Genomic DNA, 23859 nt, shown 5'->3' with positions numbered 1-23859 from the left:
AACCGGACCGACAAGTGAGCCTGAACAGACACAAGAGGTGGGGCATATGGAGACCGAGCAGCAGCACAGGGCGCCGTTGGTGGCGTTCCTGGTGGCGAACGTGGTGTCGATCTGCGGGACCCGGATCAGCGCGATCGCGATCCCGTGGTTCGTGCTGGTCACGACCGGATCGCCGGTGAAGACCGGCCTGGTGGCGCTGGCCGAGATGACGCCCCTCGTGCTGGTGAAGGCGTTCGGCGGTCCCTGGATCGACCGGGTCGGTGCCCGCCGGATCAGTGTGCTGGCCGACACCGCGAGTACCGGCGTGGTTGCCCTCGTACCTCTCCTGCACATGCTGCACCTCCTGCACTTCCCGACCCTGCTGGCGCTGGTCGCCGTCGCCGGCGCACTCCGCGGCCCGGGCGACTCGGCCAAGGCGACCCTCGTCCCCGACATCGCACGGGCCGCGAGGGTTCCACTGGAGCGGGTGACCGGCCTGGAGAGTACGACGGAACGCCTGGCCAGCTTCTTCGCCTACGCGATGGCCGGCGGACTCATCACCCTGTTCGGCACGGTCAACGCGCTCTGGATCGATGCCGCTACGTTCGCGGTCTGCGCCGTACTCATCGCCCGTTGGATCCCCAAGCCCCAACTGGCGGAGACAGGTGCCCCCGAGGAGCCCTACAGCCATCGTCTGCTGGAAGGCTGGCGGTTCCTGCGCAAGGACAAGCTGATGATGCCGCTGGTCGTGATGGTCGCCGTGACCAACCTGCTCGACACAGCGGTCGCTGCCGTCTTCCTGCCGGTCTGGATCAGGGAGCACGGCTACGGTCCTGGACACACCAGTCTGATCCTCACGGCGTTCGGTGTGACCGCCACGCTCTTCGCGCTGGTTGCGTCCGCGGTCGGTGACCGTCTACCGCGCAAGCTGACCTTCACCCTCGCCTTTCTGATCTGCGGTGCGCCTCGCTTCATCGTGCTGGCGGTGGGCGCGCCCTTGTGGGCAGTCGTGGCCGTGTACGCCGTCGGCGGCATCGGAGCCGGATTCATCAACCCCGTGCTCGGTGCGCTGTTCATCGAGCGGATTCCGCGGGAGATGCTCGGCCGGGTCAGCTCACTGGCCGAGGCGGTCGCCTGGGTCGGCGTACCCCTCGGTGGCATCGCGGCGGGCGCAGCCATCGCCGGAATCGGTCTCGCACCGGCTTTGCTCGTGGCCGGCGCGGTCAAGCTCGTCGCCACCATGTCGCCGGTGCTGATCGGCCGCCACGAGAACTGGAACGCTACGCCGGCTCCGACGGATCCACCGGAAACGGAGGCTGCGTCGGATCCGGTGGCAGTCCCAGGAGCTTAGGGTCCACAGCGGTCTTCCGGGCGTTCTCCAGCTCACGCCGCATCCGGTCGCGCTCGGCTCGCAGCAGGCCGAGCATGACCAGGTCCAGCAACATCCCGAACGCCGCCGCGAACTGGGCGTTGGCGAACTGGAACACCTGCGTCATCAGCAGCGACACCAGCACCGCCAACTCGAAGAGCCGGACCGCCCGGGCCCGGTTGCCCTTCCGCAGCGCCAGCGCGCCCCGCACCGTGAACGTTGCCGATAGCAAGCTCCCGACCGTCACGCCCAGCACCGGCAGATGATTGAGGCCCTTGCCCACCACTGCCCCGATGACGAGCTCGGCGAGCACCTGTACGGAGAGAACGACGACGGCCACCGTCGCCGCCTTCGGGTGGGTGGCCAGCCGTTCGAACCCCCGCTGCAGCGCCTGCCAGGCCGAGTCGACCGGAGCGGCCAACTCCACCTCGTCGTCCGGGCAGGCCGCCAGCAGTTGCTCGGTCTCGCGCCGGCCCTGGACCCCCGGACCTACCGCCCGCAACAGCTCGACGGCCTGCGCCCGGCGCCGGTGCGACAGTCCGCCCGCGACTCCTTCGACCGCGTGGTCGATGACGTTGGCCAGCTCCTCCCGCTGGTCGATCGGCCGCCGGGTGGACAGGAACCGGAATCCCAGCACGATCAGGACGAAAACGACGTACACGATCGCTGCAGTGGGCTTGTAGAAGTAGTTGTTGTCCGACGTGACGAACTTGCCGACCTCGTCGATGAACAGCCCGAACCCGATCCCTCCGACCGTCGCAGCCGTGGGCCGGACGACCGGACCGACGTACCCGAGCAGCAGTGAGATCGCGATCAGCATCAGCAGGCCACCCGGCAGCACGTGGGCGATGTGAAGCCCCTTGCCACCGATCTGCGGGTACCCACTCAGGCTGAGGAACAGCCGGGTGATCAGCACGGTCGCCACACCGGACACCACGAAGGTGGTGAGGTGCTCCCCCGACCGCACGTTACGGACCAGACCCGCCCGCATCAGGTACGACGACCGCCCACTGGAACTCATGCGGCCAAACCCTAGTCCCCCGAACGCGCACCGGCCTCAGGTCAGCGGACCAGAGCGGCGACAACCACGATGACGACCAGGGCCGCCAGAACGAGCGAAGTCACCAGTCGGCGCGTGCGGGGGTCCACACCGTCAGGGTAGGGGGAAGTTGCTCACCAACGTGCCGAGGGGGTCGACTCGGTGCTTGATCTCCCGCAGCCGGGCCAGGTCCACCTCAGCAATGCTGTCCTGCAGAGTGCCCCAGGCCGATAGACCGGTGGGCGGCATGTCGCCCGCGTGCCACTGCGACAGTGCGTCCTTGAACGCCGTCAGCGCCAACTCGGCCGAATGCTGCAGCTCCGGCACCGGTAGGACCGAAGCGGCCAGCACCATGTACTGCGCGGCCGGATCGGTCGCGGCGACACCCGGATGACCGGTCTGTTCACTGGCCCGCAGATGCCGCACCTGAACCTGGGTGATCAGCGACGGCTGACTGGCGTACTCGAGCAGCGTGTCGATCACCTCTGGCGTGAACTCGTCGAACGTGCTGGTGATCAGTGCTTGCGCCTGTGCCGGGGGCGGCGTCACGTTCCCCTCCCCGACGCCACCGGGCTGCATCGGTCCGATCGTGTCGACGACCGGCGTACCCGCGGCGCGGAGGGACGAAAGCACACCCTCCAGCGCTTCCGGCTCGTACGGCGTGATCGCATCGACCATGCAGAAGGACTTGCCCCGGACCTGATGCGGCAGCGCGGGTGAATGCGGGTAATGCACCAGATAGGCCCACAGCGTCACGTGATCCGGCGCATCCCCCGTCGCTTTCGCGTACGCCGCGAGTACCGCACCGGCCTCCTCGATTCCGTACATCAGCCGGCCACCGGTGATCGCGGGAGCAGGATGCAGATCCACCTCGACCGAGGTGACCACACCGAAGTTCCCGCCACCACCGCGGAGCGCCCACATCAACTCCGGGTCGCTGGAGTCGTCGATCCAGCGGCGAACCCCAGCCCCGTCGACGATCTCGGCCGCGCGCAGACTGCCGGCCCCGCTGCCATAGGGACGGCTGAACCAGGAGAAGCCACCACTGGTGCAGAAGCCGACCACAGAGATGTCCCCGGTTGATCCCGGCAGCCCGGTCAGGCCCGTGCCGTCCAGAGCAATCTGCAGAGTCCCCCACCGAACCCCTGCCCCCACCCGGGCGATTCGGGCGTGCGAATCGACCCACACATCATCCATCGCGTCGGTACGGACGACGATCGTTGCGTCGAGCGCACGGGTCGCGCCGTGTCCGCCGGCCTGAGCCGCGACCTTCAGCTCGTGCGCGCCGGCGTACGCGATCGTGTGTTCGACGTCACTCGGGCCGGCCGCCTCGACCACCGCCAGCGGCTGCTGGTCGACAGACAGGTTCCACGGCCGGCGGACCTGCTCCCAGTCCTCGTGGTCCGGGGTCAGCAGGCGTCCGGTCAGTACCTCACGGAGTTCATCCATCATGCGAATCACGATCGGTGCGGGATCCCCGGAGCGGTATCCCAGGTTTCTGGGTGATCACATCCCACGGTAGGCGCCGGCGATCACGGAAGGATTCATTGGTGTCGTCATGACCACAACGGTGACCCGATCGGGCAGATTCGGGTATCCCAGCAGGCGGGGGACTTCCACTCCCAGATTTCTGGGATGCCTTGGGCACCTATGCGGAGGCACACTGACTGTGTGAAGACCTACCACGCGGAGTCCGCGCGCGCAGGGCTCGAAGCCTGCGCGGACGCCGGACTGTCGTGGCAGGACTTCTCCATGGCCGCCGTCGAGCTTCTGGAACGGGCGATTCCGTACGACGCGCTCTGCGTCGGCATCGCGGATCCGGCCACCGGCATGATGACCGGATCAGCCGGCCTGGATCGCCGGCCCGCTGACCAGCAGGAGTTCCTGCAGCTCGAGTACGGCGCGCCGGACTACAACCTGTTCGCGGACCTGGCCAAACAGCCGGTCGGGGTGGGGATTCTCGCCGAGGCGACGGGCGGTGACCCGGATCGGAGCCCCCGGCAACGAGCGTGGCTCGGTCAGCAAGGACTCGGGCACGAACTGCGCGGAGTGGTCCGCAGCGGCGGCCGAATGTGGGGCGGCTACGCCCTGTACCGATGCCACGGCCGGACCGGATTCTCACCGGCCGAGGCGGCGTTCATGCATCGGGTCGAGCAGACCCTCAGCCTCGGTCTGCGGCGGGGTCTGATCGCCGCGAGCCTGGACAAGAGCTTGCAATCAGCAACGACCGGCGCTGCGGTCGTGGTCTTCGACGCGAACGGCGAGGTCGTGTCCGCGACGCCCACAGCCGAACAGCGGGTCATCGAGCTGGGTGGTGAGCTCTGGTCCGACCTGCCACTGGCAGTGGAAGGGCTGGTGCTGGCCGCGCGCGCCACGGTCGCGGGCACGGGCAGCTTCGTACCGCAGGCCCGAGCCCGGAGCCGGACGGGCGAATGGCTGTCTCTGCACGCCGGACCGATCCGCGACCGCGACGGCTGCACCGGCCACATCGCACTGACCATCGACACTGCCGGTGCGGCCGGAGTCATCCCCCTGGTCGTGTCCGCGTACGGTCTGACCGAGCGCGAGCGGGACGTCGTACAGCAGGTTCTCGAAGGCGCTAGTACGCGGGAGATCGCGGCCGCACTGCACCTGTCGCCGTATACGGTCCAGGACCACCTGAAGGCTGTCTTCGACAAGGTCGGGGTCTCGAGTCGACGCGAGCTGACCGCACGCATCTTCTTCACCCAGTACGCCGGACGCATCGACACCGACGACCTCAACGCCGCCGGCTGGTTCGACCAGTGAAGACCTACCACGCGGAGTCCGCGCGCGCGGGGCTGCAATCGGCGTCTGACGCCGGACTGACCTGGCAGGACTTCTCGACCGCCGCAGTCGAATTGCTGGAGCGGGCCATCCCGTACGACGCGATCTGCATGGGCATCACCGACCCGGCGACCGGTCTGGTCACCGGGCGGGTGCTCCTGGACATGAACGAGGAGAGGGACCAGAGGTTCGCTCAGCTGGAGTACGGCGTACCGGACTTCAACCAGTTCAGGGATCTGGCCAGGCAGTCGATCGCGATCGGCAACCTCGCGGAGGCTACCGGTGGCGATCCGGCCCGCAGCACACGGCAACGGGAGATCTTGGCGGAGCAGGGGGTGGCGCACGAGTTGCGCGGCGCCGTCCGCGGGGGCAGCCGGATGTGGGGCGCCTGGGCCTTGTTCCGAGACCAGCGCCGCAGCGGTTTCTCCCCGGCCGAATCCGACTTCATGCACCGGGTCGAGCCGCTGCTGTCGGCGGGCCTGCGTCGGGGCCTGATCGCAGCGAGTGTGAACCGGGCCATGCGGCCGGACAACCCCGGCGCGGCGGTCATCGTGTTCGACGAGGCCGACCAAGTGGTGTCGGCCACCCCGTCGGCTGAACACCGGTTGGCCGAGCTGGACGGGGACCTGTGGACACACGTCCCGCTGGCCGTCGCCGGCCAGGCCGTCGCAGCCCGCGCCATCATCAGCGGCCGGAGTGCTCCCGGCTTCGTGCCGGCCACCCAGATCCGGACCCGGTCCGGTGATTGGCTGTCGTTGCATGCGGCACCGATCCGGAATCGGGACGGGTTCACCGGCCACGTCGCGGTGACGATCGAAGCGGCCGCACCGGGCGGAGTGATCCCCTTGATCGTCGCCGCCTACGGGCTGACCGAGCGGGAGCGTGACGTCGTACAGCTGGTCCTGGAAGGCGCCAGTACGCGAGAGATCGCAGCTGGCCTGCACCTGTCGGCGTACACCGTGCAGGACCACCTCAAGGCGATCTTCGACAAGGTCGGCGTCACCAGCCGACGCGAGCTGACGTCCCGGATCTTCTTTGCCCAGTACGCCGGACGTCTCGGCGGCGACGTCAGCGCCTCCGGCTGGTTCGAGCAATGAAGACCTACCACGCGGAGTCGGCCAGCGCCGGGCTGGAAGCCGCAGCAGACGCGGGCCTGCGCTGGGACGACTTCAGCCGCGTAGTCGCCGAGCTGCTCGAGCGAGCGATCCCCTTCGACTCGATCTGCATCGGTACGGCGGACCCCACGACCAACCTGCTCACAGGCGCGGTCCTGCTCGACCTGGAGCTACTCGACACCGCGCAGTTCGTCGAATACGAGTACAGCGTCCCCGACTACAACCACTACATGGACCTGGCCCGCAAAGACGTTGCCGTCAGCATCCTTGCCGAAGCAACAGGCGGGAAGCCGGACCAGAGCACGCGCTACCGGGACTACCTGACCAAAGCCGATCTCAACCACGAGATGCGTTCCGCAGTGCGGACCGGTAGCCAGATGTGGGGCGTCTGCACGCTCTACCGGACCCTAGGAAGGACTGGGTTCTCGCCGGCCGAAGCAGACTTCATGCGGCGGCTCGAGCCGGTGCTGGCCCGTGGTCTGCGGCGCGGACTGATCGCCGGCGACGTCGGCCGGCGACTGGCCGGCGCGGGCAGCGCAGTGCTGATCCTGGACGCCGCGAACCGCGTGGTCTCCGCGACCGAGGCAGCCGAGCAGCGGATCGCGGAGCTGGGCGGGGACTTGTGGTCACGGCTGCCGGCGGGAGTGGAGGTCGTGGCCGCCGCCGCTCGCGGCCTGCCCGTCGCGGCACCGGTCCCGGAAGGACGAACCCGTCTGCCCAGCGGTGAATGGATCATGCTGAAAGCAGCACAGGTTCGCGGTCAGGACGGCCTCACCGGCGACGTTGCCGTGACGATCGAAGCGGCCGCACCGGGCGGGGTGATCCCCTTGATCGTCGCCGCCTACGGACTGACCGAGCGGGAGCGTTCCGTCGTACAGCAGGTGTTGGGCGGCGCTAGTACGAATGACATCGCGCAGCGGCTGCAGTTGTCGCCGTACACCGTGCAGGACCACCTCAAGGCAATCTTCGACAAGGTCGGCGTCACCAGCCGACGCGAGCTGTCGTCCCGGATCTTCTTCGACCAGTACGCCGGACGCGTCGGCGGCGGCGTCGACGCCTCCGGCTGGTTCGAGCAGTGAAGACGTATCACGCGGAGTCTGCGCGGGCGGGCCTTGAGGCTGCGGCTGGGGCCGGGTTGTCGTGGGAGGACTTCGGGCTGGCTGTGATCGAGCTGTTGGGGAAGGCGATTCCGAACGACGGGATCTGTCTCGGGCCGGCGGATCCGGCGACCAGTCTGCTGACCGGGCGGGTGAAGATCGGGATGCACGATGCGGACGAGATCGCCTTCGTCCAGCACGAGTACGGGATGCCGGACATCAACCGGTTCGCCGAGCTGGCCCGGCGGGACGTCGGGGTGAGCATCCTCGACGAGGTGACCAACGGGCACCCGGAGCTCAGCATGCGACACCAGGAGCTGCTCAAGAGCGGCCTGCGGCACGAGATGCGCGGCACGATGCGATCCGACCTGCGGATGTGGGGTTTCTACACGCTCTACCGGGAGACCGGACGCATCGGCTTCTCACCGGCGGAGGCCGAGTTCATGCACCGGCTCGAGCCAGTCCTCACCCGTGGCATGCGACGCGGTCTGATCGCGTCCGACGTAGCTGTGACGCACGAAGGATCCGGTGCGGCCGTTGTGATCGTGAATACCGCCGACCAGATCATCTCGGCGACCCCCGCGGCCGAGGAGCGGATCACCGACCTCGGTGGCGAGCTGTGGTCCAGACTGCCCGTTTCGGTCGCGATTGTGGTGGCTGCGGCCCGCGGCGCCAACGAGCTCCCGCAATTGCGCTTAAGGACGAGGTCAGGTCAGTGGCTCACCGTGCACGCCGCACCGGTTCGAGGGCCGGACGGGCTCACGTCAGACATCGCCGTCACCATCGAGACTGCTGGAGCGGCGGCGATCATCCCGTTGATCGTGGCTGCGTACGGACTGACCGAACGGGAGCGTTCCGTCGTACAGCAGGTGTTGGGTGGCGCTAGTACGAACGAAATCGCGCAGCGGCTGCAGTTGTCGCCGTACACCGTGCAGGACCACCTCAAGGCAATCTTCGACAAGGTCGGCGTCACCAGCCGACGCGAGCTGTCGTCCCGGATCTTCTTCGAGCACTACGCCGGGCGGCTCGGCCAGGACCTCGACGCGAGCGGATGGTTCCGACCATGAAGACCTACCACGCGGAGTCGGCACGTGCCGGGCTGGAAGCCGCAGCCGACGCAGGCCTGAGCTGGGACGACTTCAGCCGGGCAGTCGCCGAGCTACTGGAGAAGGCGATCCCGTTCGACTCGATCTGCATCGGTACGGCGGACCCCTCGACCAGCCTGCTCACCGGGGCCGTGCTGCTCAACCTGGATCACATCGACACCGCGGAGTTCGTCGAGTACGAGTACGGCGTCCCCGACTACAACCACTACATGGACCTGGCCCGCAAGGACATTGCTGTCAGCATCCTTGACGAGGCGACCGGTGGGAAGCCGGATCAGAGTCGGCGCTACCGGGAGTACCTGACCAAGATCGACCTCCCGCACGAGATGCGCTCATCGGTCCGGGCTAGCAACCGGATGTGGGGCGTGTACACGCTCTACCGGACAACCGGCCGGACCGGGTTCTCGCCGGCCGAGGCGGATTTCATGCGGCGGCTAGAGCCGGTGCTTGCCCGCGGACTCCGGCGTGGACTGATCGCCGGCGACGTCGGCCGGCGAGTGGCCAGCGCCGGCAGTGCAGTGCTGATACTGGACGCCGCGAACCGGGTAGTCTCCGCGACCGAGGCCGCAGAGCAGCGGATCGCCGAGCTGGGTGGCGAGTTGTGGTCACGGCTCCCGGTAGAGGTGGAAGGCGTGATCGCCGCCGCTCGCGGCCTGCCCTTCGCGGCGCCGGTCCCGGAAGGGCGACGCCGCCTGGCCAGCGGCGAATGGATCGTGCTGCGGGCCGCACCGGTCCGCGGCCGGGACGGCCTGACCAGCGACGTCGCCGTCACGATCGAACCGGCCGGACCGGCGCAGGTGATTCCGCTGGTCGTCGCCGCCCACGGGCTGACCGAACGTGAGCGCGATGTCGTCCAGGGAGTTTTCGGCGGCTCGAGTACGAACGAGATCGCCCAGCGGCTGCACGTCTCGCCGTACACGGTGCAAGACCATCTGAAGGCGATCTTCGACAAGCTGGGCGTATCGAGTCGGCGCGAGCTCTCCTCCCGGATCTTCTTCGAGCACTACATCGGCCACCTCGGCGAGGACATCGGTTCGCGCGGATGGTTCGTCTAACTGATCAAGGGTTCGGGCCGGTGGACGCCGCGGGGACGATACCCCAGGGCGTCGGCGCGGCCGAGGTAGTCCGAGAGCAACCAGATGACGGCCAGCCACATCTCGGTCCCTTGCAGGCCAGGGATCGCGCGGTCGTCGGTACCGTCCGGGGCGAACGCGAAACCGGCGCCGTCGACCCAACGGTCGAGGATCCGACTGAGCTGGTCCTCGGCCCAGCGCTTCCCCTCCTGCTGACCGTAGGTGGTCTGCTTGCGCGCGAGCCAGAGCGGATGGATCACGTCGAGGACGTTGCAGGCGTTGTAGTTGTCGCCGATGAACATCCGTCGGTCGTTGCTGTGGGCAAGTACTGTGGCAACGGCTTGTTCGGGGTACGGCAGCGGGAGGCCGAACTGGGAGTACGTGCCGCGAGTGAGGCGGTAGAAGCCGTTCACCACTTGCAGCCAACCGTCGTCGGGATGCGTGTGTCCCCACGCGCCTGAGGTCGGGTCGGCCCGGGTCAGCAGCCATCCCAGCAGGGGTTCCAGCGGGCCGGACTGTTTGTGATCGTGGAGGTTTCGGGCGATCGCCGTACCGAGTGCGTCGATGGCGGCACCGGCCGACCACGATCTTCTTGCCCAGGGCAAGTTGTCGAGTTGATCCAGGGTGAAGTCGGTGCGGATCGGGTATTCGAAGGTGCTGTCCAGGACCTGGAGTGCGTAGCCGACACAGAGGACGTGATAGCTCGCGGGCCCTTCCAGCACAGCGAGTTCGGCGTCCGATGGTTGATCAAGGCCCGCATCGGAGAGGTCCCCGGGTGATACCAGTCCGGTGGACGGATCCTGGCGAGCGCGGAGTCGACGGACCAGGTCGTCGCGAGTGTGACCGTCCGGCGTACGACGAACCAGCAGGTCGGCGATCTCGATGGCGTCACACCAGGGGCGGATAGCTGGCTCGTGGTCGAGACCAGGCCGGTCGACGACTCGCTCACCGTCCCAGGAACGCGCGAGTACGTCGTCCACCTGGTCGCGAGCCTTGGCCGCGAAGGCCGTCAGCTTGTCGGCTCCCGAACTGGAAGACGTGCGCGACCGAAGCACCCGGGCAGGATTGCCGGCGGCAATGGTGTTGGCGGGCACGTCCTTCGTCACGACCGCGCCGGCACCGATGATCGAGTGCGGCCCGATCGTCACGCCGTCCAGGATGGTGACGTTCGACCCGATCCAGACATCGTCGGCGATAGTGATGCCGACGGCCGTGTGGGGTTGCTGGAAGATCGGACGGCCCGGCTCGGTGCCGTGATTGAAGGCGAGGATCGAGGTATGAGCGCCGATCCGGACACCGTCGCCGATCGTGACCCGACCGCGGACGGTGGTGAAGGGATTGATGGTCGAGTCCGATCCCAGCACGATCTGGCCGGTGACGTAGGCGTGCGCCGCGATGTACGAGCGCTCCCCCAGCCGAAGCTCGTCGCAGTACACCGCTGCCGACTCCGCGACGTACACGTCGGCCGCGAGCTCGACCGATCCGTCGAGCCGCGCCTGCCGTTCGGTCTGCCGCTCACGCTCCTCGTCGGACGCCTTTCGCGCGTACTCCCAGGGCAGGAAATCCAGCCGCAACGGCTCAGCAGAGGTCATGGGAAAACGCTATCCCGAAGTGCTGGGTCCCGCTAGCCCGGGAGAGCCGCTGCTAATCTCCCGTCTGTGCGGGGAGGCAGGCAACGATGACGACTACCGGGTCCCTGGCGGACGGTGAGGGCGCCGACGACGGTACGGCGAGCACTGGCGGCCGCCGGAATCACCGCGTCACGATCAGCGACCTCGCGCGCCGCCTGCAGATCTCGAAGGCCTCTGTCTCGTATGCGCTGAACGGCCGCGCAGGCGTCAGCGAAGAGACCCGCCGGCGCGTGCTCGACCTCGCCGAGGAGCTGGGATTCCACCCGAACTCGGCCGCCGTGGCACTGTCGGCCAGCCGGACCCAGACGATCGGCATCGTGGTCGCCCGCGACCCCGCGCTGATCTCGACCGAGGCGTTCTACATGCGCACGCTGGTCGGCATCGAGCAGTACCTGAACGAGGTCGACTCGTCGCTGCTGCTCCGGCTGACGGGCGAGCACGGCGAGGACCTCGAAGTACTGCGCCGGTGGTCGCGGCAAGGCCGGGTCGACGGGTTCATCCTGTTCGACGAACACAGCAACGACCCACGGATCCCGCTACTGAAGGAGCTCGGCGTACCGTGCGTCGTGGTCAGCTCGAACGATCCGGGTGACGGGGTCGGACGCCTGGTCAGCTCGCCCGAGGAGACCGTCACCCTGCTGCTCGATCACCTGGCCTCGCTCGGTCATCGCGAGATCGCGCACGTCAGCGGGCCGTTCACGTTCCTGCACGAGCAACTGCGGGAGCGGATGCTCAAGGAGCGCGCGGCGCAGCTCGGCATCACAGTGCGCCACGTCGAGGGCAGCTACCGGTACGACGACGGCGCCGAGCTGACCCGCCGATTGCTGACCGGGCCGAACCCGCCGACCGCGATCATCCTCGGCAACGACCTGATGGCGGTGGCCGCACTCCGGGTCGCGATGGAGCTCGGTACGCCGGTGCCCGGCGGCGTCTCGATTCTCGCCTGGGACGACTCGCCGCTGTGCGAGCTCGCCGGACCCGGGATCACCGCGGTCGACCAGAAGACGATGGAACGCGGCCGGGCTGCCGCCGACCTGCTCCTGCGGATCGCCGCCGGCCAGACCGAGCTGCACGAAGAGGCCCCCGAGGGCGAACTCCGCGCCCGCGAGTCCTCCGGCCCCGCCCGCACCTGACCCCACCCCCGCGAACACCCACCCCGACCCCGGCCAACACGAGGGGATATCCGGCTCTTGTGTCGGATGTGTGGGTCGCTTGGTCACCGCTTCGCGGCGCTGGTCCGTTTGCCGCCTTCGGCGGGCGCGCAGGTCGTGGATTGCCGCTCGTGTGGTTTTGCGCGAGGCGACTGTGGTGGCGCGGTCTCCGGGCTGCGTGATCGTGCCAGTCGCGGTGGCGTGCGTCAAGGGCGCCTACGGCGTCGCTGCGCGATCTTCGACCCTTGACCCACACCACCGCGACCAGGGAAGGATCGCAGCTATCCCGGAGCCGCTCACCCGAGTGGTCGCACGCGTGGGGTGTGCTCACGGGAGTGGACCGTGGTGAGGGCGGGCTGGGTCTTTCCGGAAGTAAATCTGCGGATAGCGACCAGGAAGTTCCGGAAAGACGGCGGCGGCCGCGGTCGGCGCATCGAGTCGTGGCGAGTGGTTCGGGCCGGGATATCGAGTCGTGGATATCGGCGAATCTCGCCGCCGATTCCTGACCCGGATCCACGACTCGATCACCTGAACCCGGCTCACAACTCCCCGCGGGGTTCGGAGACCGCGATGACCACGTCGCCGGCACCCGCTGTCACCACCCGGCTCGCGAACACGACCTGAGCGCACAACAGCCATCTGCGCGCCCGCCGAAGGCGGCAAACGGGCCAGGCGCCGCGGGGCGCTGTCCGCATCAACCCACACATCCGACACAGGAGCCGGATGTCCCCTGGCGTGGTTCTGGCCGGTCTTTCAAGACTGTGTGAATTCGGGTGGATGCGGAGGGTGTTGGATTGCGTTTTCCCGACGGGCTTGGGAGGTTGGAGGAGTTACGAGGTCGTAACGAACCTGCCTCCACTTAACCGGTTAGGGTTTCGAAACTTAACCGGTTAGGCCACTATGGGGCCGATCCGCCTTCGCAGGTCCGCGGAGGCTCGAATCGACGAGGGAGTCCGACGTGAGACTGCGTTCGCTGGTAGCCGCGGCAGCGGTGACCGCCTTGGGAATCAGCCTGGCCGCCTGCGGAGGCGGCGACTCGGGCGACTCCTCCGGCGGAGGTTCGGGTGGTGACCAGACGCTGACCTACTGGGCCAGTAATCAGGGCACCAGCCTCGACAACGACAAGCAGGTGTTGACCCCGGTCCTGGAGCAGTTCACCAAGGACACCGGGATCAAGGTGAACCTCGAGGTGATCGGCTGGAACGACCTGCAGACCCGGATCCAGACCGCGATCACCTCCGGCCAGGCACCCGACGTGGTCAACATCGGCAACACCTGGGCGGCCTCGCTGCAGGCCACCAAGGCGTTTCTGCCGTTCGACGGCGACGCGATGAGCGCTATCGGCGGGAAGGACAAGTTCGTGCCGACGGCCCTGGCGACCGGCGGCAAGGAAGGCACCGACCCGACCTCGGTTCCGCTCTACGGTCTGGCCTACGGCCTGTACTACAACAAGGCGATGTTCACCGCGGCCGGCCTGCAGCCGCCGAAGACCTGGGAAGAGATGGTCACCGACGCCCAGAAGCTGACCAACCCCGCCAAGAAGCAGTGGGGAATGGCGCTGGCGGCCGGCAGCTACACCGAGAACGTGCACTTCGCGTTCATCAACGGCGCGCAGAACAAGGCCTCGTGGTTCGACGGCGACGGCAAGCCGACCTTCACCGGTGACGGCAACGTCCAGGGCATCCTGCGGTATCTCGACCTGATGCAGAAGGACAAGGTCGCGAACCCGTCCAACGCCCAGTACGACAACGGCACCAAGTCGGTGAACGACTTCGCGACCAAGAAGGTCGCGATGGTGATCAACCAGAACAACGCCGACTCCTCGATCGTTGCCAACGGCATGAAGGCCGGCGAGTACGGCGTCGTACCGTTCCCGGCCCCGTCCGGTGCCGACCAGGTGGCCAGCCACGTGGCCGGTATCAACCTGTCGGTCTTCAAGAACACCAAGCACAAGGACGCGGCGCTCAAGTTCGTCAAGTACATGACCGACGCGACCACCCAGACCACGCTGGGCAAGCCGTTCTCGTCGCTGCCGGTGCTGAAGGACGCGAAGCCGGTGTTCACCACCGACGCGACCGAGGCGGCGACGTTCCAGGACATCTACAACACCAAGTCCAAGCCGCTGCCGCTGGTGCCGGCCGAGGACCAGTTCGAGAGCACCGTCGGCAAGGCGATGAACACGATGTTCGCCAAGATCGCCACCGGCGGGACGGTCTCGGCCGACGATGTGAAGGCGGCACTGCAGACCGCCCAGGATCAAGTGGCCGCAGGCAACTGATGCGGTGAGGGTGGCCCGGACGAGTCCGTCCGGGCCATCGCCAGCGTCAGCCCTCGACCGACCCCGAGAGACAGGAGGCGACCAGAAGGATGACCGTCGCCACGCAGGAAGCGACGCCGGCCGCCGCGAAGCCTGCCAAGAAGAAGCTCAAGCGCCGCCCCGAACACCGGCCGGGTCTGAACCGGTGGCTCCCCTACCTGCTGCTCGCGCCGGCCGTGCTGGCCGAGTTGCTCATCCACATCATCCCGATGGTCGTCGGAATCTGGATGAGCTTCGTGAAGCTGACCAAGTTCTTCATCGCGAACTGGTCGGCCGCGCCGTGGACCGGGCTCGGCAACTACAAGGTCGTGCTCGACTTCAACAACGCGGTCGGCGAGGGGCTGCTGAAGTCGTTCGGCGTCACCGTCGCGTTCTCGCTGATCACGCTCGCACTCTCCTGGATCTTCGGGATGGCCGCGGCCGTCGCGCTGCAACCGGCGTTCCGCGGCCGCAGCATCGTCCGCACCCTCTTCCTGGTGCCGTACGCGCTGCCGGCGTACGCCGGGATCCTGACCTGGAACTTCATGCTGCAGCGCGACACCGGCGTCGTTAACCACGTGATCGTCGACAACCTGCACCTGACGTCGAACCGGCCGTTCTGGCTGATCGGCAGCAATGCGCTGATCTCGCTGATCGCGGTCGCCACCTGGAAGCTGTGGACGTTCGCGTTCCTCACGCTGATGGCCGGCCTGCAGAGCATCCCGGGCGACATCTACGAAGCCGCGTCGGTAGATGGTGCCGGCAACCTGCGGCAGTGGCGCCACATCACGCTGCCGTCGCTGCGACCGGTCAACGTGGTCCTTGTGCTGGTCTTGTTCCTCTGGACATTCAGCGACTTCAACACGCCGTACGTGCTCTTCGGTACGGCGCAACCGCCGGCCGGTGACCTGATCACGTTCCACATCTACAACGCGTCGTTCCTGACCTGGAACTTCGGCACCGGGGCGGCGATGTCCGTACTGCTGCTGGTCTTCCTGATGATCGTCACCGGCGCCTACCTGCTCGTCACCGGAAGGAGGTCTCGTCGTGCGTGAGACCAGAGGCTTCAAGGTCTACCGCGGTGTCGTCCTGGTCGTGCTCGGGTTGTTCGTCCTGATCCCGCTGTACGTGATGGTGACGTCGTCGCTCAAGCCGCTCAAGGACGTGCAGGGCGCGTTCACCTGGTGGCCGTCGAACCTGACGCTGGCGCCGTTCGTGGACATGTGGAAGACGGTGCCGCTGGCCCGGTACTTCGTGAACAGCACGATCGTTTCGGTCGCCGCGACGGTGTTCTCGGTGGCGCTCGCGATCCTGGCCGCGTTCGCGGTGTCGCGATTCCGGTTCCGCGGGCGGACCGTGTTCACCACCACGGTGTTGTCGACGCAGATGTTCCCGGGGGTGCTGTTCCTGCTCCCGCTGTTCCTGATCTTCGTGAACATCAACAACACGTTCGGCATTCAGCTCGTCGGGTCACGGCTCGGGTTGATCATCACGTACCTGACGTTCAGCCTGCCGTTCTCGATCTGGATGCTGGCCGGGTACTTCGACAGCATCCCGCGCGAGCTGGACGAGGCGGCACTGGTCGACGGCTGCGGCCCGATGGGTGCGCTCTGGCGAGTGGTCCTCCCGGCCGCGCGCCCCGGCGTGATCGCGGTCGCGATCTACTCGTTCATGACGGCGTGGGGCGAGGTCCTGTTCGCGTCGGTAATGACAACCGAGTCGAACCGGACGCTGGCGGTCGGACTGCGCCAGTACTCGACGCAGACCAACATCTACTGGAACCAGATCATGGCCGCGGCCCTGGTCGTCAGTGTCCCGGTCGTGATCGGCTTCCTGCTGGCGCAGCGTCACTTCGTCGCGGGAGTCACTGCCGGCGCAGTTAAATAGGTCACGTCCGGAATTCGACCGCGGCCTTGAATCAAGTGATCGAATAGGGGTATGTACTTCGAGGACTATGTGCCGGGTCGGCGGACAGCTCATCCCGCCACCATGGTGGTCGAGCAGGCCGAGATCATCGACTTCGCCCGGCGCTTCGATCCTCAGTACATCCACCTCGACCCGGGCGCCGCGGCCGACGGTCCGTACCACGGTCTCATCGCGAGCGGCTGGCACACGGCCGGGCTGATGATGCGGTTGTACGCCGATCACTACCTGTCGAAGGTCGCGAGTCTTGGCGGCCCGGGCGTGGACGAGCTCCGGTGGCTGATGCCGGTGCGGCCCGGGGACACTCTGCGGCTGACGACCGAGGTGCTGGAGGCGCAGCTGTCGCGGTCCAAGCCGGACCGAGGTCTGGTCCGGACGCGGGCCGAGCTGCGCAACCAGCACGACCACGTCGTCCTGTCGTGCATCGTGCTGAACCTGATCGCAGTTAGGCCGTGAACAGCTTCTCGCCCCAGTAGGTGCCCGGGGTGACGCCGCCAGGACAGGCGAAGATCCCCGAGCCGACGTGGTGGATGTATTCGTTCATCGTGTCGCTGCGGGCGAGCTGGTTCTGGATCGGGATGAACTGCTTGCGCGGATCGCGCTGGTAGGCCAGGAAGAACAAGCCCGCGTCGAGCCGGCCCAGCCCGTCGGATCCGTCGACGAAGTTGTAGCCGCGGCGCAGCAGCTCGGCGCCCTTGTTGAAGTCCGGATGCGCGAGCCGGACATGCGAGTCCGTCGGCACCTTCGGCTCGCCGTCCGAGCTCTTGGCGGCGAAGTCGATCGCGTCGAACTCGTCCGCCTTGCCCAGCGGCGCGCCGGTGCCCTTGCCCCGGCCGATGATCGATTCCTGCTCGCCCAGCGACGTACGGTCCCAGATCTCGATGTTCATCCGGATCCGTCGCGACACCAGGTACGAGCCGCCGACCATCCAGGCCGGTCCGTCCTCGGGTTGCACCCAGACCTGCTGCTCGAGCTTGTCCGCGTCCTCGAGCTTGAGGTTGTTCGTCCCGTCCTTGAAGCCGAACAGGTTCCGCGGCGTCGCCTGAGCCCGCGAGGTCGACGACGTACGCCCGAAGCCCAGCTGGGAGTAGCGGATCGCGACCCGGCCGAAACCGATCCGGGCCAGGTTGCGGATCGCGTGCACTGCGACCTGCGGATCGTCGGAACAGGCCTGTACGGCGATATCCCCGCCCGACCGCGCCGGCTCCAGGTCGTCGCCGATGAAGTGCGGCAGGTCGACCAACGCCTTCGGGCGCTGCGCCGCGAGCCCGAACCGCTTGTCGAACAAGGACGGACCGAACCCGATCGTCAGCGTCAACCGCGCCGGCGGCAGGCCGACCGCCTCACCGGTGTCCTCCGGCGGAGCCTCGTCCGGCCCGTTCACCGCGCCGTACTGACCGATGTCGCGACCGGCTGTGACCAGTGCAGCCGCCGCCGTCCACTCCTTCAGCAACGCGATCAGCTCGTCGCGCTTCGTCGTCGTCACATCGAACGCCGCGAAGTGCAGCCGATCCTGCACCGGCGTCACAATCCCGGCTTGATGTCCCCCATGAAACTCAACCGGCCCGTTGGTATCCGCCGCCTGCGACTCTTCCCCCGACAGCGCCGAGTGAGCCACATACCCAGCAACTCCGGTAGCAACCGCAGCCCCCGCGGCGCCGATCAGCCCGCGACGAGAGATTCCCTTGCGTTGAACGTTGTCTGAAGTCATTTCTTGGCGATTACTCCGGCTACTTTGCTGACTGGCTCGGCCAGGCCGTCAACTACTTGGCTGAGCTCTTTTTGTTGGGCGGGCTTCAGGTTGTAGATCTGGAAGCCGTCGCCTTCGCGGTACTTGTCGACGGCGGCGAAGACCGCCTTGAAGTTCGCGTCCAGCTGGGCGACCAGCGCGGCGTCGCGCGTCTGCAGGGCCGGACGCAGCGCCTGTACGGCGGCCTGCGACCCCTCGACGTTGGCCTGGAAGTCCCACAGGTCGGTGTGGGAGTAGCGATCCTCTTCACCGGTGATCTTGCCGGTCGCGACCTCGTCGAGCAGCTCCTTGGCGCCGTTGGCCAGCTGCAGCGGAGTGAGCTTCACGACCTTCGACTTCGTCGCCAGCGTCTTCACGTCGACCAGCAGCTGGTCGGCGTACTTCTCCATGCCCTTGGTGGTCTTGCCGACCCAGAGCCCCTGCTCGATCCGGTGGAACCCGGTCCACTCGTCCCCCGGCTCGACATCGTTGACCCGGGCATCGATCTTCGGGTCCAGGTCGCCGAACGACTCCGCGACCGGCTCCATCCGCTCGTAGTACGTCCGGGCCACCGGGAACAGCGCCTTCGACTTGTCCAGGTCGCCCGCCTTCACCGCCGTGACGAACTCGGTCGTCTTCTGCTCCAGCGCGACCGCCTGCGAGCTGATGTAGCGCTGGTAGCTCTCGGTGGCCTGCTTGAGCAGGGTGTCCTCGTCGACCTGCGAGGCAGCGTCACCCGTCACCGTCAGGTCGCCGCGGATTCCGTCGCCGACCATGCCCGGCTTGCAGACCGCCTGGTACTTGCCGGACGGCAGCTCCACGATCAGGTCACGCTTGATCCCGGGGCCGATGTTCTCGACCTCACCCATCACCCGGTCGCCCTCGGCGTACACATAGAACTCAGTCACCTTGCTCCCACTGTTGGCGACGGAGAAGGTGCTGGTGCCGGACTTGACGTCGCGGCGGCTGAGGTCGCACACGGAGTCGGTCGCCTTGACCGAGACCGGGCCGGTGCCGTCGTCCTTCGCGGCCGGCTCGGCTTTCGCACAGCCGGTCAGCGCGGCGAGCCCGACGACAATGCCGAGCGTGGTGACTCGGCGCGCCAGAGGTAGGGACGTGAACATGATTCTCCTGGACGGGTGAGAGGTGGATCAGGCCGCTTCTTCGGCGGTCTTGGCCGCGACGGCCGGTGGCCGGCTGCTCTTGACGGGCCGGAAGTACAGCACCAGCACGGGGACGAGATAGACGAGCCAGGCGGACGCCTCGAGGACCGTCGGCGCCGGGTTGAAGTTGAAGATGCCCTTGAGCAGTACGCCGTACCAGCTGTCCGGCGGGATGGTGCCGGAGATGTCGAACGCCTGCGACTGCAGGCCGGGCAGGATGCCCGCTTCCTGCAGGTCGTGGAAGCCGTAGGCGAAGATGCCGGCCGCGACCAGGATCAGCACCGCGCCGGTCCACTTGAAGAACACGGCCAGGTTGATCTTCACCGCGCCCTTGTAGATCGCGACGCCGAGCACGACCGAGGTCGCCAGGCCGAGCAGGACGCCGACGAACGGTACGGCGGTGGTCGCGAGGGCGGCCGACGCGTACACGATGAACGCGGTTTCGATGCTCTCGCGGAACACCGCCAGGAACGCCAGGATGACGACCGCCCGAGAGCCGATCTCGAGCGCCTGCGTCATCCGGTCGCGCAGCTCCCTGGCGATGCTGCGCGACGCCTTGCGCATCCAGAAGATCATCCAGGTGACGAAGCCGACCGCGATGATCGACATCACCCCGCCGACGGTCTCCTGGGTGGTGAAGGAGCGAGCCGTCAGCGCGGTGACGAACTGCAGCAGGCCCCACGCGGCAGCTGCCACCACCAGCGCCGAGACGACGCCGATCCAGACCAGTTTCAGCCGGTCCTTGTGGCCTGACTTGACCAGGAAGGTGGCGAGGATACTGACGACCAGCGAGGCCTCGAGTCCTTCACGGAGTCCGATCAGGTAGTTCGCGAGCATGGCAGAGATCCTTTAGGGCATTAGGTACGGCTAACCTTCCTGAGGTTAACCTAAGAACTCCCATTCGCCCACTGTGGAGTACGCCGCACTGTGTCCCGGGCCCTCACCCAGCCGGGACTCGATCAGTTGCACGCTCTCGGCGGTCCAGACCGGTCCGTCGTACGTGTCGAAAACCCTGACCCACTTGGTCACATCGATCGGCTCCCGCAGCCTCGCGAGAGTGACGTGCGGCGTGAACTTCCGTCCTTCCACCTCGACGCCGGCCCTGCTGGCCGCCGCTCGCGTCGTCATCGACAAGTGTTTGAGTGACTCGGATTCGTCGCGCACTCCGGCGTACAGGACGCGCGCGTTGGGGACTCCGGGGAACGCCCCGGCTCCGGTGAGTTGCAACTCGAACGGCTTCTGCCGCTTGGCGGCCGCCTCCAGCCGCTCCCCCAGCTCGTCGGTCTTCCAGTCCGGCACCTCGCCGAGGAACGCCAGCGTGATGTGCCAGTGCTGCTCCGACGACCACCGGATGTCGTCATCCGGATGATCCCGCCGGGGCTCGACGAACGCGCCCAGATCCTCCACAACTTCGATGGGTGGCACCACGGCCACGAACAATCGCATCCCGAGATCTTATCGAGGGTGGAAACTGGGTTTGTGGAGCTGAAGCTGCCGTCGCCGTGTGTGGTGATCCTGGTTGGACCGGGAGCGTCGGGGAAGTCGACGTGGGCGGCGGAGCATTTCGGCGCGGAGCTGATCGTGTCCAGCGATCGGCTCCGGGCGCTGGTCGGGGCCGGCGAGGACGACCTCGCGGCGAGCGCGGATGCGTTCGCGCTGCTGGAAGAGGTGGTGCGGCAACGAATCGGGCGACGACTGACGACGGTGATCGACACACTCGGGCTCGATCGCGACCGACGCTTGCGGTGGCTCGGACTCGCCCGCGAGGCCGGAATGCCTTGTGCAGCGGTCGGTTTCGACACTCCGGCCGCTGAGTGCAGACGCCGGAACCGAGCGCGCTCCAAGCCGATCCCCGCGGACGTCCTCAGCACCCAACTGCGGACCTGGACCGCAGTGAAGAAGCAACTACCCACCGAGGGGTACGACGAAGTCCTGCAGCCGACCGTATTGCGAGTAGTACCCGAAGCCTTCGTCGAGACCGGAGCCGCCGCGGCCCGACAGCTCGAAACCCCCACTGGATTGCGATTCGGCCTGCAGTTGAGCAGTTACACGCACAAGGCCGGCCGGACCGGGACCGCAGCCTGGATCCGCGAGGTCGCGACCAAGGCCGAGGCGGTCGGGTTCGACGCGATCTACGTCATGGATCACTTCCGCCAGATCCCGCAGGTGGGCCGAGCCTGGGACGACTTCCTGGAGAGCTGGACGACGCTGGCCTACCTGGCCGCCTGTACGACGAGGGTCCGCCTCGGGACTCTGGTCTCGGGGATCACGTATCGCAACGTTGCTCACCTGGGGAAGATCGCCGCGACTCTCGACGTACTGAGTGGTGGGCGTGCCGTGTGTGGCGTCGGGTTGGCGTGGTTCGAGGCCGAACACAAGGCGTATGGATGGGAGTTCCCCACGGTCGGCGATCGTTATGCCTTACTCGAGGATGCCCTGCAGTTGTTGCCGATTTTGTGGGGACCAGGCAACAAACCGTTCCACGGCACGGTGCTCGACGTACCGGACACCACGTGTTATCCGCGACCACTGCAGGAGCATCTGCCCGTGCTGGTCGGCGGGAGTGGGAAGCGCACGCTGCGGTTGGCCGCGCGCTACGCCGACGCGGTGAACGTGTTCGGTGATGCCGCCGCGGTCCGCCGGCACGCGGAGTACCTGCGCAGCGTGTCGTCGAGACCGGTCGGGCTGACACATCTGTCGACAACCCTTGTGGGTAAGGGTTCCCGGGAGGTCGACGAGCTGGTCGATCGGCTCCGGCCGCGTAACCAGAACCCGGCCCGTTACGCCGCGTCGGTCAATGCGGGCACGGTCGACGATCAGATCGGCCGGTTCCGCGAGCTCTCCGAGGCCGGCGTCGCCGAGGTGATGATCAGCCTGCCCGATCTCGCCATGCTGGACACCGTCGGCGACGTGATCTCAGCCTTCCGCGTTCAGTCCTAGCTTCAGGAGCGCGTTCTCGATCAGTTCGGTCATGGCGGGGTGGATCCAGTACTGGTTGCGTGCCATCGAGTGGGCGTCGAGGCCGAAGCTCATCGCCTGGATGACGGGCTGAATCATCGCGGACGCCTGCGGGCCGAGGATGTGGCAGCCGATGATCTGGCCGGTCTCCGGGTCGGCCAGGACCTTCGCGAAGCCGGTGGTGTCCTCCATCGCCCAGCCGTACGCGATGTCGGCGTACCGCTCGACGCCTTTGCTGTAAGGGATTCCGCGATCGCGGGCCTCCTGCTCGGTGAGGCCGACCGACGCGATCTGCGGTGACCCGAAGACGGCGTGCGGGACGAACCGGTGATCGGCCTTGATCGGCTTGTCGGGGTTGAGCAGGTTGTGCTTGACCACGCGGGCCTCGTGGTTCGCGACGTGCTTCAACTGGTGTGGTGTGGTCACATCACCGAGCGCATAGATGCCGTCGACGGTGGTCCGCTGGTATTCGTCCACGACCACCCGGCCGTCGCTGTCGACCTCGACGCCGGTCGCGCCCAGGTTCAGCAGGTCCGAGTTCGGGGTCCGGCCGACCGCGACCAGGAGTTCGTCGACCTCGACCTCGTCGGCGCCGTCCGGGAAGAGCATCCGGATCCGGATCGCGTCGTTGTCGAGCCGCTCGACCCCGACCGTCTCGTGTTCCAGGTGGACGTCGTACTTGCCGCGGGCAAGCTCGGTGTAGCGCTCGGCGATCTCGTGGTCCTCGTGGCGCAGGAGCAGATCCGATCGCGCGATCACCGTGACCTCGACGCCGTACGACGAGAAGATGTGCGCGAACTCGGCGGCGACGAAACCGCTGCCGATGATGCCGAGGCGGCGGGGCAGCTCGGGGATCCGCATGATCGTGTTCGAGGTGTGGTACCCGACCTCCTCGAGACCGGGGATCAGCGGGATCACCGGGCGACTGCCGGCCGCGATCACGAACCGGTCCGCGGAGAACACGCTGGTCGTGCCGTCGTTGCCGTCGACAGTCAGCTCCTTGACCCCGCTGAACCGGCCGGTGCCGTCGTACACATGCACGTTGGCGTTGTCGGGGTGGTGGTGCCGGTACTCCGAGCCGCCCGCCGAGATCGGGTCGATCCGGCCGAAGATCCGGTCCCGGACTTCCGGCCAGCGGACCCCGACCAGTTGCTCGTCGACGCCGTACCGGGAACTGACCGACGGCGTGGCGGCCAGGTCGGCGGTGTGTACGAACATCTTCGTCGGGATACACCCGACGTTCAGGCAGGTGCCGCCGAACACACCGCGCTCGACGATCGCCACCTTCCAGTCCTTGAACCGGTGGTTCACGATCGTGTTCCCGGAGCCGGTGCCGATGATGACGAGATCGTAATGAGTCACACCCCATTGTGGGGGTGACGCCAAAGAACCTGCGATGAACCCACCAACCGGGGATCATGGACA

Annotated in this window: 20 protein-coding genes; 12 read left to right on the top strand and 8 right to left on the bottom strand. The window is 67.2% G+C overall.

Annotated features, from left to right (window positions below):
• Positions 1-46 precede the first annotated feature (46 nt).
• On the top strand, positions 47-1330 hold the full coding sequence (locus ACWF4Z_RS32680; protein WP_452247045.1) for an MFS transporter: 1284 nt from the start codon (positions 47-49) through the stop codon (positions 1328-1330).
• Here ACWF4Z_RS32680 and ACWF4Z_RS32675 read toward each other — a convergent pair.
• Complete coding sequence (locus tag ACWF4Z_RS32675) at positions 1260-2369, bottom strand: hypothetical protein (protein ID WP_452247044.1); 1110 nt, start codon at positions 2367-2369, stop codon at positions 1260-1262. The genes ACWF4Z_RS32680 and ACWF4Z_RS32675 overlap by 71 nt on opposite strands.
• A gap of 132 nt (positions 2370-2501) precedes the next feature.
• Positions 2502-3839 (bottom strand): FAD-binding oxidoreductase, encoded by a 1338-nt coding sequence (locus ACWF4Z_RS32670; RefSeq protein WP_452247043.1) that lies wholly within the window; start codon positions 3837-3839, stop codon positions 2502-2504.
• 219 nt (positions 3840-4058) lie between these two features.
• On the opposite strand from ACWF4Z_RS32670, the gene ACWF4Z_RS32665 reads away from it, so the two are divergent.
• From ACWF4Z_RS32665 to ACWF4Z_RS32645, 5 genes are read left to right on the top strand one after another with little or no spacing between them, the layout of a single operon-like run.
• Positions 4059-5174 (top strand): helix-turn-helix transcriptional regulator, encoded by a 1116-nt coding sequence (locus ACWF4Z_RS32665; RefSeq protein WP_452247042.1) that lies wholly within the window; start codon positions 4059-4061, stop codon positions 5172-5174.
• On the top strand, positions 5171-6289 hold the full coding sequence (locus ACWF4Z_RS32660) for a response regulator transcription factor (protein ID WP_452247041.1): 1119 nt from the start codon (positions 5171-5173) through the stop codon (positions 6287-6289). Before ACWF4Z_RS32665 ends, ACWF4Z_RS32660 begins: the two co-directional genes overlap by 4 nt.
• Positions 6286-7386 (top strand): helix-turn-helix transcriptional regulator, encoded by a 1101-nt coding sequence (locus ACWF4Z_RS32655; RefSeq protein WP_452247040.1) that lies wholly within the window; start codon positions 6286-6288, stop codon positions 7384-7386. Before ACWF4Z_RS32660 ends, ACWF4Z_RS32655 begins: the two co-directional genes overlap by 4 nt.
• Positions 7383-8471, top strand: a complete 1089-nt coding sequence (locus tag ACWF4Z_RS32650) for a helix-turn-helix transcriptional regulator (RefSeq protein ID WP_452247039.1) — start codon at positions 7383-7385, stop codon at positions 8469-8471. Before ACWF4Z_RS32655 ends, ACWF4Z_RS32650 begins: the two co-directional genes overlap by 4 nt.
• Positions 8468-9565 carry a helix-turn-helix transcriptional regulator gene (locus ACWF4Z_RS32645; RefSeq protein ID WP_452247038.1) on the top strand — a complete coding sequence of 366 codons (1098 nt, stop codon included), beginning with the start codon at positions 8468-8470 and terminating at the stop codon, positions 9563-9565. The genes ACWF4Z_RS32650 and ACWF4Z_RS32645 overlap by 4 nt, the downstream gene beginning before the upstream one ends.
• On the opposite strand, the gene ACWF4Z_RS32640 is transcribed toward ACWF4Z_RS32645, so the two are convergent.
• Complete coding sequence (locus tag ACWF4Z_RS32640; RefSeq protein WP_452247037.1) at positions 9562-11175, bottom strand: acyltransferase; 1614 nt, start codon at positions 11173-11175, stop codon at positions 9562-9564. The two genes, ACWF4Z_RS32645 and ACWF4Z_RS32640, sit on opposite strands and share 4 nt — an antisense overlap.
• Positions 11176-11261: 86 nt before the next feature.
• On the opposite strand from ACWF4Z_RS32640, the gene ACWF4Z_RS32635 reads away from it, so the two are divergent.
• The 5 genes from ACWF4Z_RS32635 (at position 11262) to ACWF4Z_RS32615 (ending at position 17040) form a co-directional block, all read left to right on the top strand.
• Positions 11262-12347: a LacI family DNA-binding transcriptional regulator gene (locus ACWF4Z_RS32635; protein WP_452247036.1), complete on the top strand. Its 1086-nt coding sequence runs from the start codon at positions 11262-11264 to the stop codon at positions 12345-12347.
• Between the two features lie 976 nt (positions 12348-13323).
• On the top strand, positions 13324-14643 hold the full coding sequence (locus tag ACWF4Z_RS32630) for an ABC transporter substrate-binding protein (protein ID WP_452247035.1): 1320 nt from the start codon (positions 13324-13326) through the stop codon (positions 14641-14643).
• 89 nt (positions 14644-14732) lie between these two features.
• Positions 14733-15716, top strand: a complete 984-nt coding sequence (locus ACWF4Z_RS32625; RefSeq protein WP_452247034.1) for a carbohydrate ABC transporter permease — start codon at positions 14733-14735, stop codon at positions 15714-15716.
• Complete coding sequence (locus ACWF4Z_RS32620) at positions 15709-16548, top strand: carbohydrate ABC transporter permease (RefSeq protein WP_452247033.1); 840 nt, start codon at positions 15709-15711, stop codon at positions 16546-16548. The genes ACWF4Z_RS32625 and ACWF4Z_RS32620 overlap by 8 nt, the downstream gene beginning before the upstream one ends.
• 51 nt (positions 16549-16599) lie before the next feature.
• The gene (locus ACWF4Z_RS32615; protein ID WP_452247032.1) at positions 16600-17040 is read left to right on the top strand and encodes a MaoC family dehydratase; all 441 of its coding nucleotides are present in this window, start codon (positions 16600-16602) and stop codon (positions 17038-17040) included.
• Here ACWF4Z_RS32615 and efeB read toward each other — a convergent pair.
• Genes efeB through thpR form a run of 4 tightly spaced genes read right to left on the bottom strand, consistent with a single transcriptional unit; the run spans position 17030 to position 20922 of the window.
• Positions 17030-18295 carry an iron uptake transporter deferrochelatase/peroxidase subunit gene (efeB, locus tag ACWF4Z_RS32610; protein ID WP_452247031.1) on the bottom strand — a complete coding sequence of 422 codons (1266 nt, stop codon included), beginning with the start codon at positions 18293-18295 and terminating at the stop codon, positions 17030-17032. The genes ACWF4Z_RS32615 and efeB overlap by 11 nt on opposite strands.
• Positions 18292-19437, bottom strand: a complete 1146-nt coding sequence (gene efeO / locus ACWF4Z_RS32605; protein WP_452247030.1) for an iron uptake system protein EfeO — start codon at positions 19435-19437, stop codon at positions 18292-18294. Before efeO ends, efeB begins: the two co-directional genes overlap by 4 nt.
• 27 nt (positions 19438-19464) lie before the next feature.
• Positions 19465-20313, bottom strand: a complete 849-nt coding sequence (efeU, locus tag ACWF4Z_RS32600; protein WP_452247029.1) for an iron uptake transporter permease EfeU — start codon at positions 20311-20313, stop codon at positions 19465-19467.
• 45 nt (positions 20314-20358) lie between these two features.
• On the bottom strand, positions 20359-20922 hold the full coding sequence (gene thpR, locus ACWF4Z_RS32595) for an RNA 2',3'-cyclic phosphodiesterase (protein WP_452247028.1): 564 nt from the start codon (positions 20920-20922) through the stop codon (positions 20359-20361).
• 33 nt (positions 20923-20955) lie between these two features.
• Here thpR and ACWF4Z_RS32590 point away from each other — a divergent pair, with 33 nt between their 5' ends.
• Positions 20956-22416 (top strand): LLM class flavin-dependent oxidoreductase, encoded by a 1461-nt coding sequence (locus ACWF4Z_RS32590; RefSeq protein WP_452247027.1) that lies wholly within the window; start codon positions 20956-20958, stop codon positions 22414-22416.
• Here the strand turns inward: ACWF4Z_RS32590 and ACWF4Z_RS32585 are convergent.
• Positions 22393-23796, bottom strand: a complete 1404-nt coding sequence (locus ACWF4Z_RS32585; RefSeq protein WP_452247026.1) for a mycothione reductase — start codon at positions 23794-23796, stop codon at positions 22393-22395. The genes ACWF4Z_RS32590 and ACWF4Z_RS32585 overlap by 24 nt on opposite strands.
• Between the last annotated feature and the right edge of the window lie 63 nt (positions 23797-23859).

Source organism: Kribbella sp. NPDC055071 (assembly GCF_053608045.1).
The sequence above is the reverse complement of the archived record's forward strand: the minus strand, read 5'-3'. Positions and strand labels throughout refer to the sequence as shown.

What these genes read in the sequence shown, in the direction of transcription:
- ACWF4Z_RS32680 (WP_452247045.1), top strand. Translation starts at nt 47, where the DNA reads ATGGAGACCGAGCAGCAGCACAGGGCGCCGTTGGTGGCGTTCCTGGTG.
- ACWF4Z_RS32675 (WP_452247044.1), bottom strand. Translation starts at nt 2,369, where the DNA reads ATGAGTTCCAGTGGGCGGTCGTCGTACCTGATGCGGGCGGGTCTGGTC.
- ACWF4Z_RS32670 (WP_452247043.1), bottom strand. Translation starts at nt 3,839, where the DNA reads ATGATGGATGAACTCCGTGAGGTACTGACCGGACGCCTGCTGACCCCG.
- ACWF4Z_RS32655 (WP_452247040.1), top strand. Translation starts at nt 6,286, where the DNA reads ATGAAGACCTACCACGCGGAGTCGGCCAGCGCCGGGCTGGAAGCCGCA.
- ACWF4Z_RS32645 (WP_452247038.1), top strand. Translation starts at nt 8,468, where the DNA reads ATGAAGACCTACCACGCGGAGTCGGCACGTGCCGGGCTGGAAGCCGCA.
- ACWF4Z_RS32640 (WP_452247037.1), bottom strand. Translation starts at nt 11,175, where the DNA reads ATGACCTCTGCTGAGCCGTTGCGGCTGGATTTCCTGCCCTGGGAGTAC.
- ACWF4Z_RS32635 (WP_452247036.1), top strand. Translation starts at nt 11,262, where the DNA reads ATGACGACTACCGGGTCCCTGGCGGACGGTGAGGGCGCCGACGACGGT.
- ACWF4Z_RS32625 (WP_452247034.1), top strand. Translation starts at nt 14,733, where the DNA reads ATGACCGTCGCCACGCAGGAAGCGACGCCGGCCGCCGCGAAGCCTGCC.
- ACWF4Z_RS32615 (WP_452247032.1), top strand. Translation starts at nt 16,600, where the DNA reads ATGTACTTCGAGGACTATGTGCCGGGTCGGCGGACAGCTCATCCCGCC.
- efeB (WP_452247031.1), bottom strand. Translation starts at nt 18,295, where the DNA reads ATGACTTCAGACAACGTTCAACGCAAGGGAATCTCTCGTCGCGGGCTG.
- efeO (WP_452247030.1), bottom strand. Translation starts at nt 19,437, where the DNA reads ATGTTCACGTCCCTACCTCTGGCGCGCCGAGTCACCACGCTCGGCATT.
- efeU (WP_452247029.1), bottom strand. Translation starts at nt 20,313, where the DNA reads ATGCTCGCGAACTACCTGATCGGACTCCGTGAAGGACTCGAGGCCTCG.
- thpR (WP_452247028.1), bottom strand. Translation starts at nt 20,922, where the DNA reads ATGCGATTGTTCGTGGCCGTGGTGCCACCCATCGAAGTTGTGGAGGAT.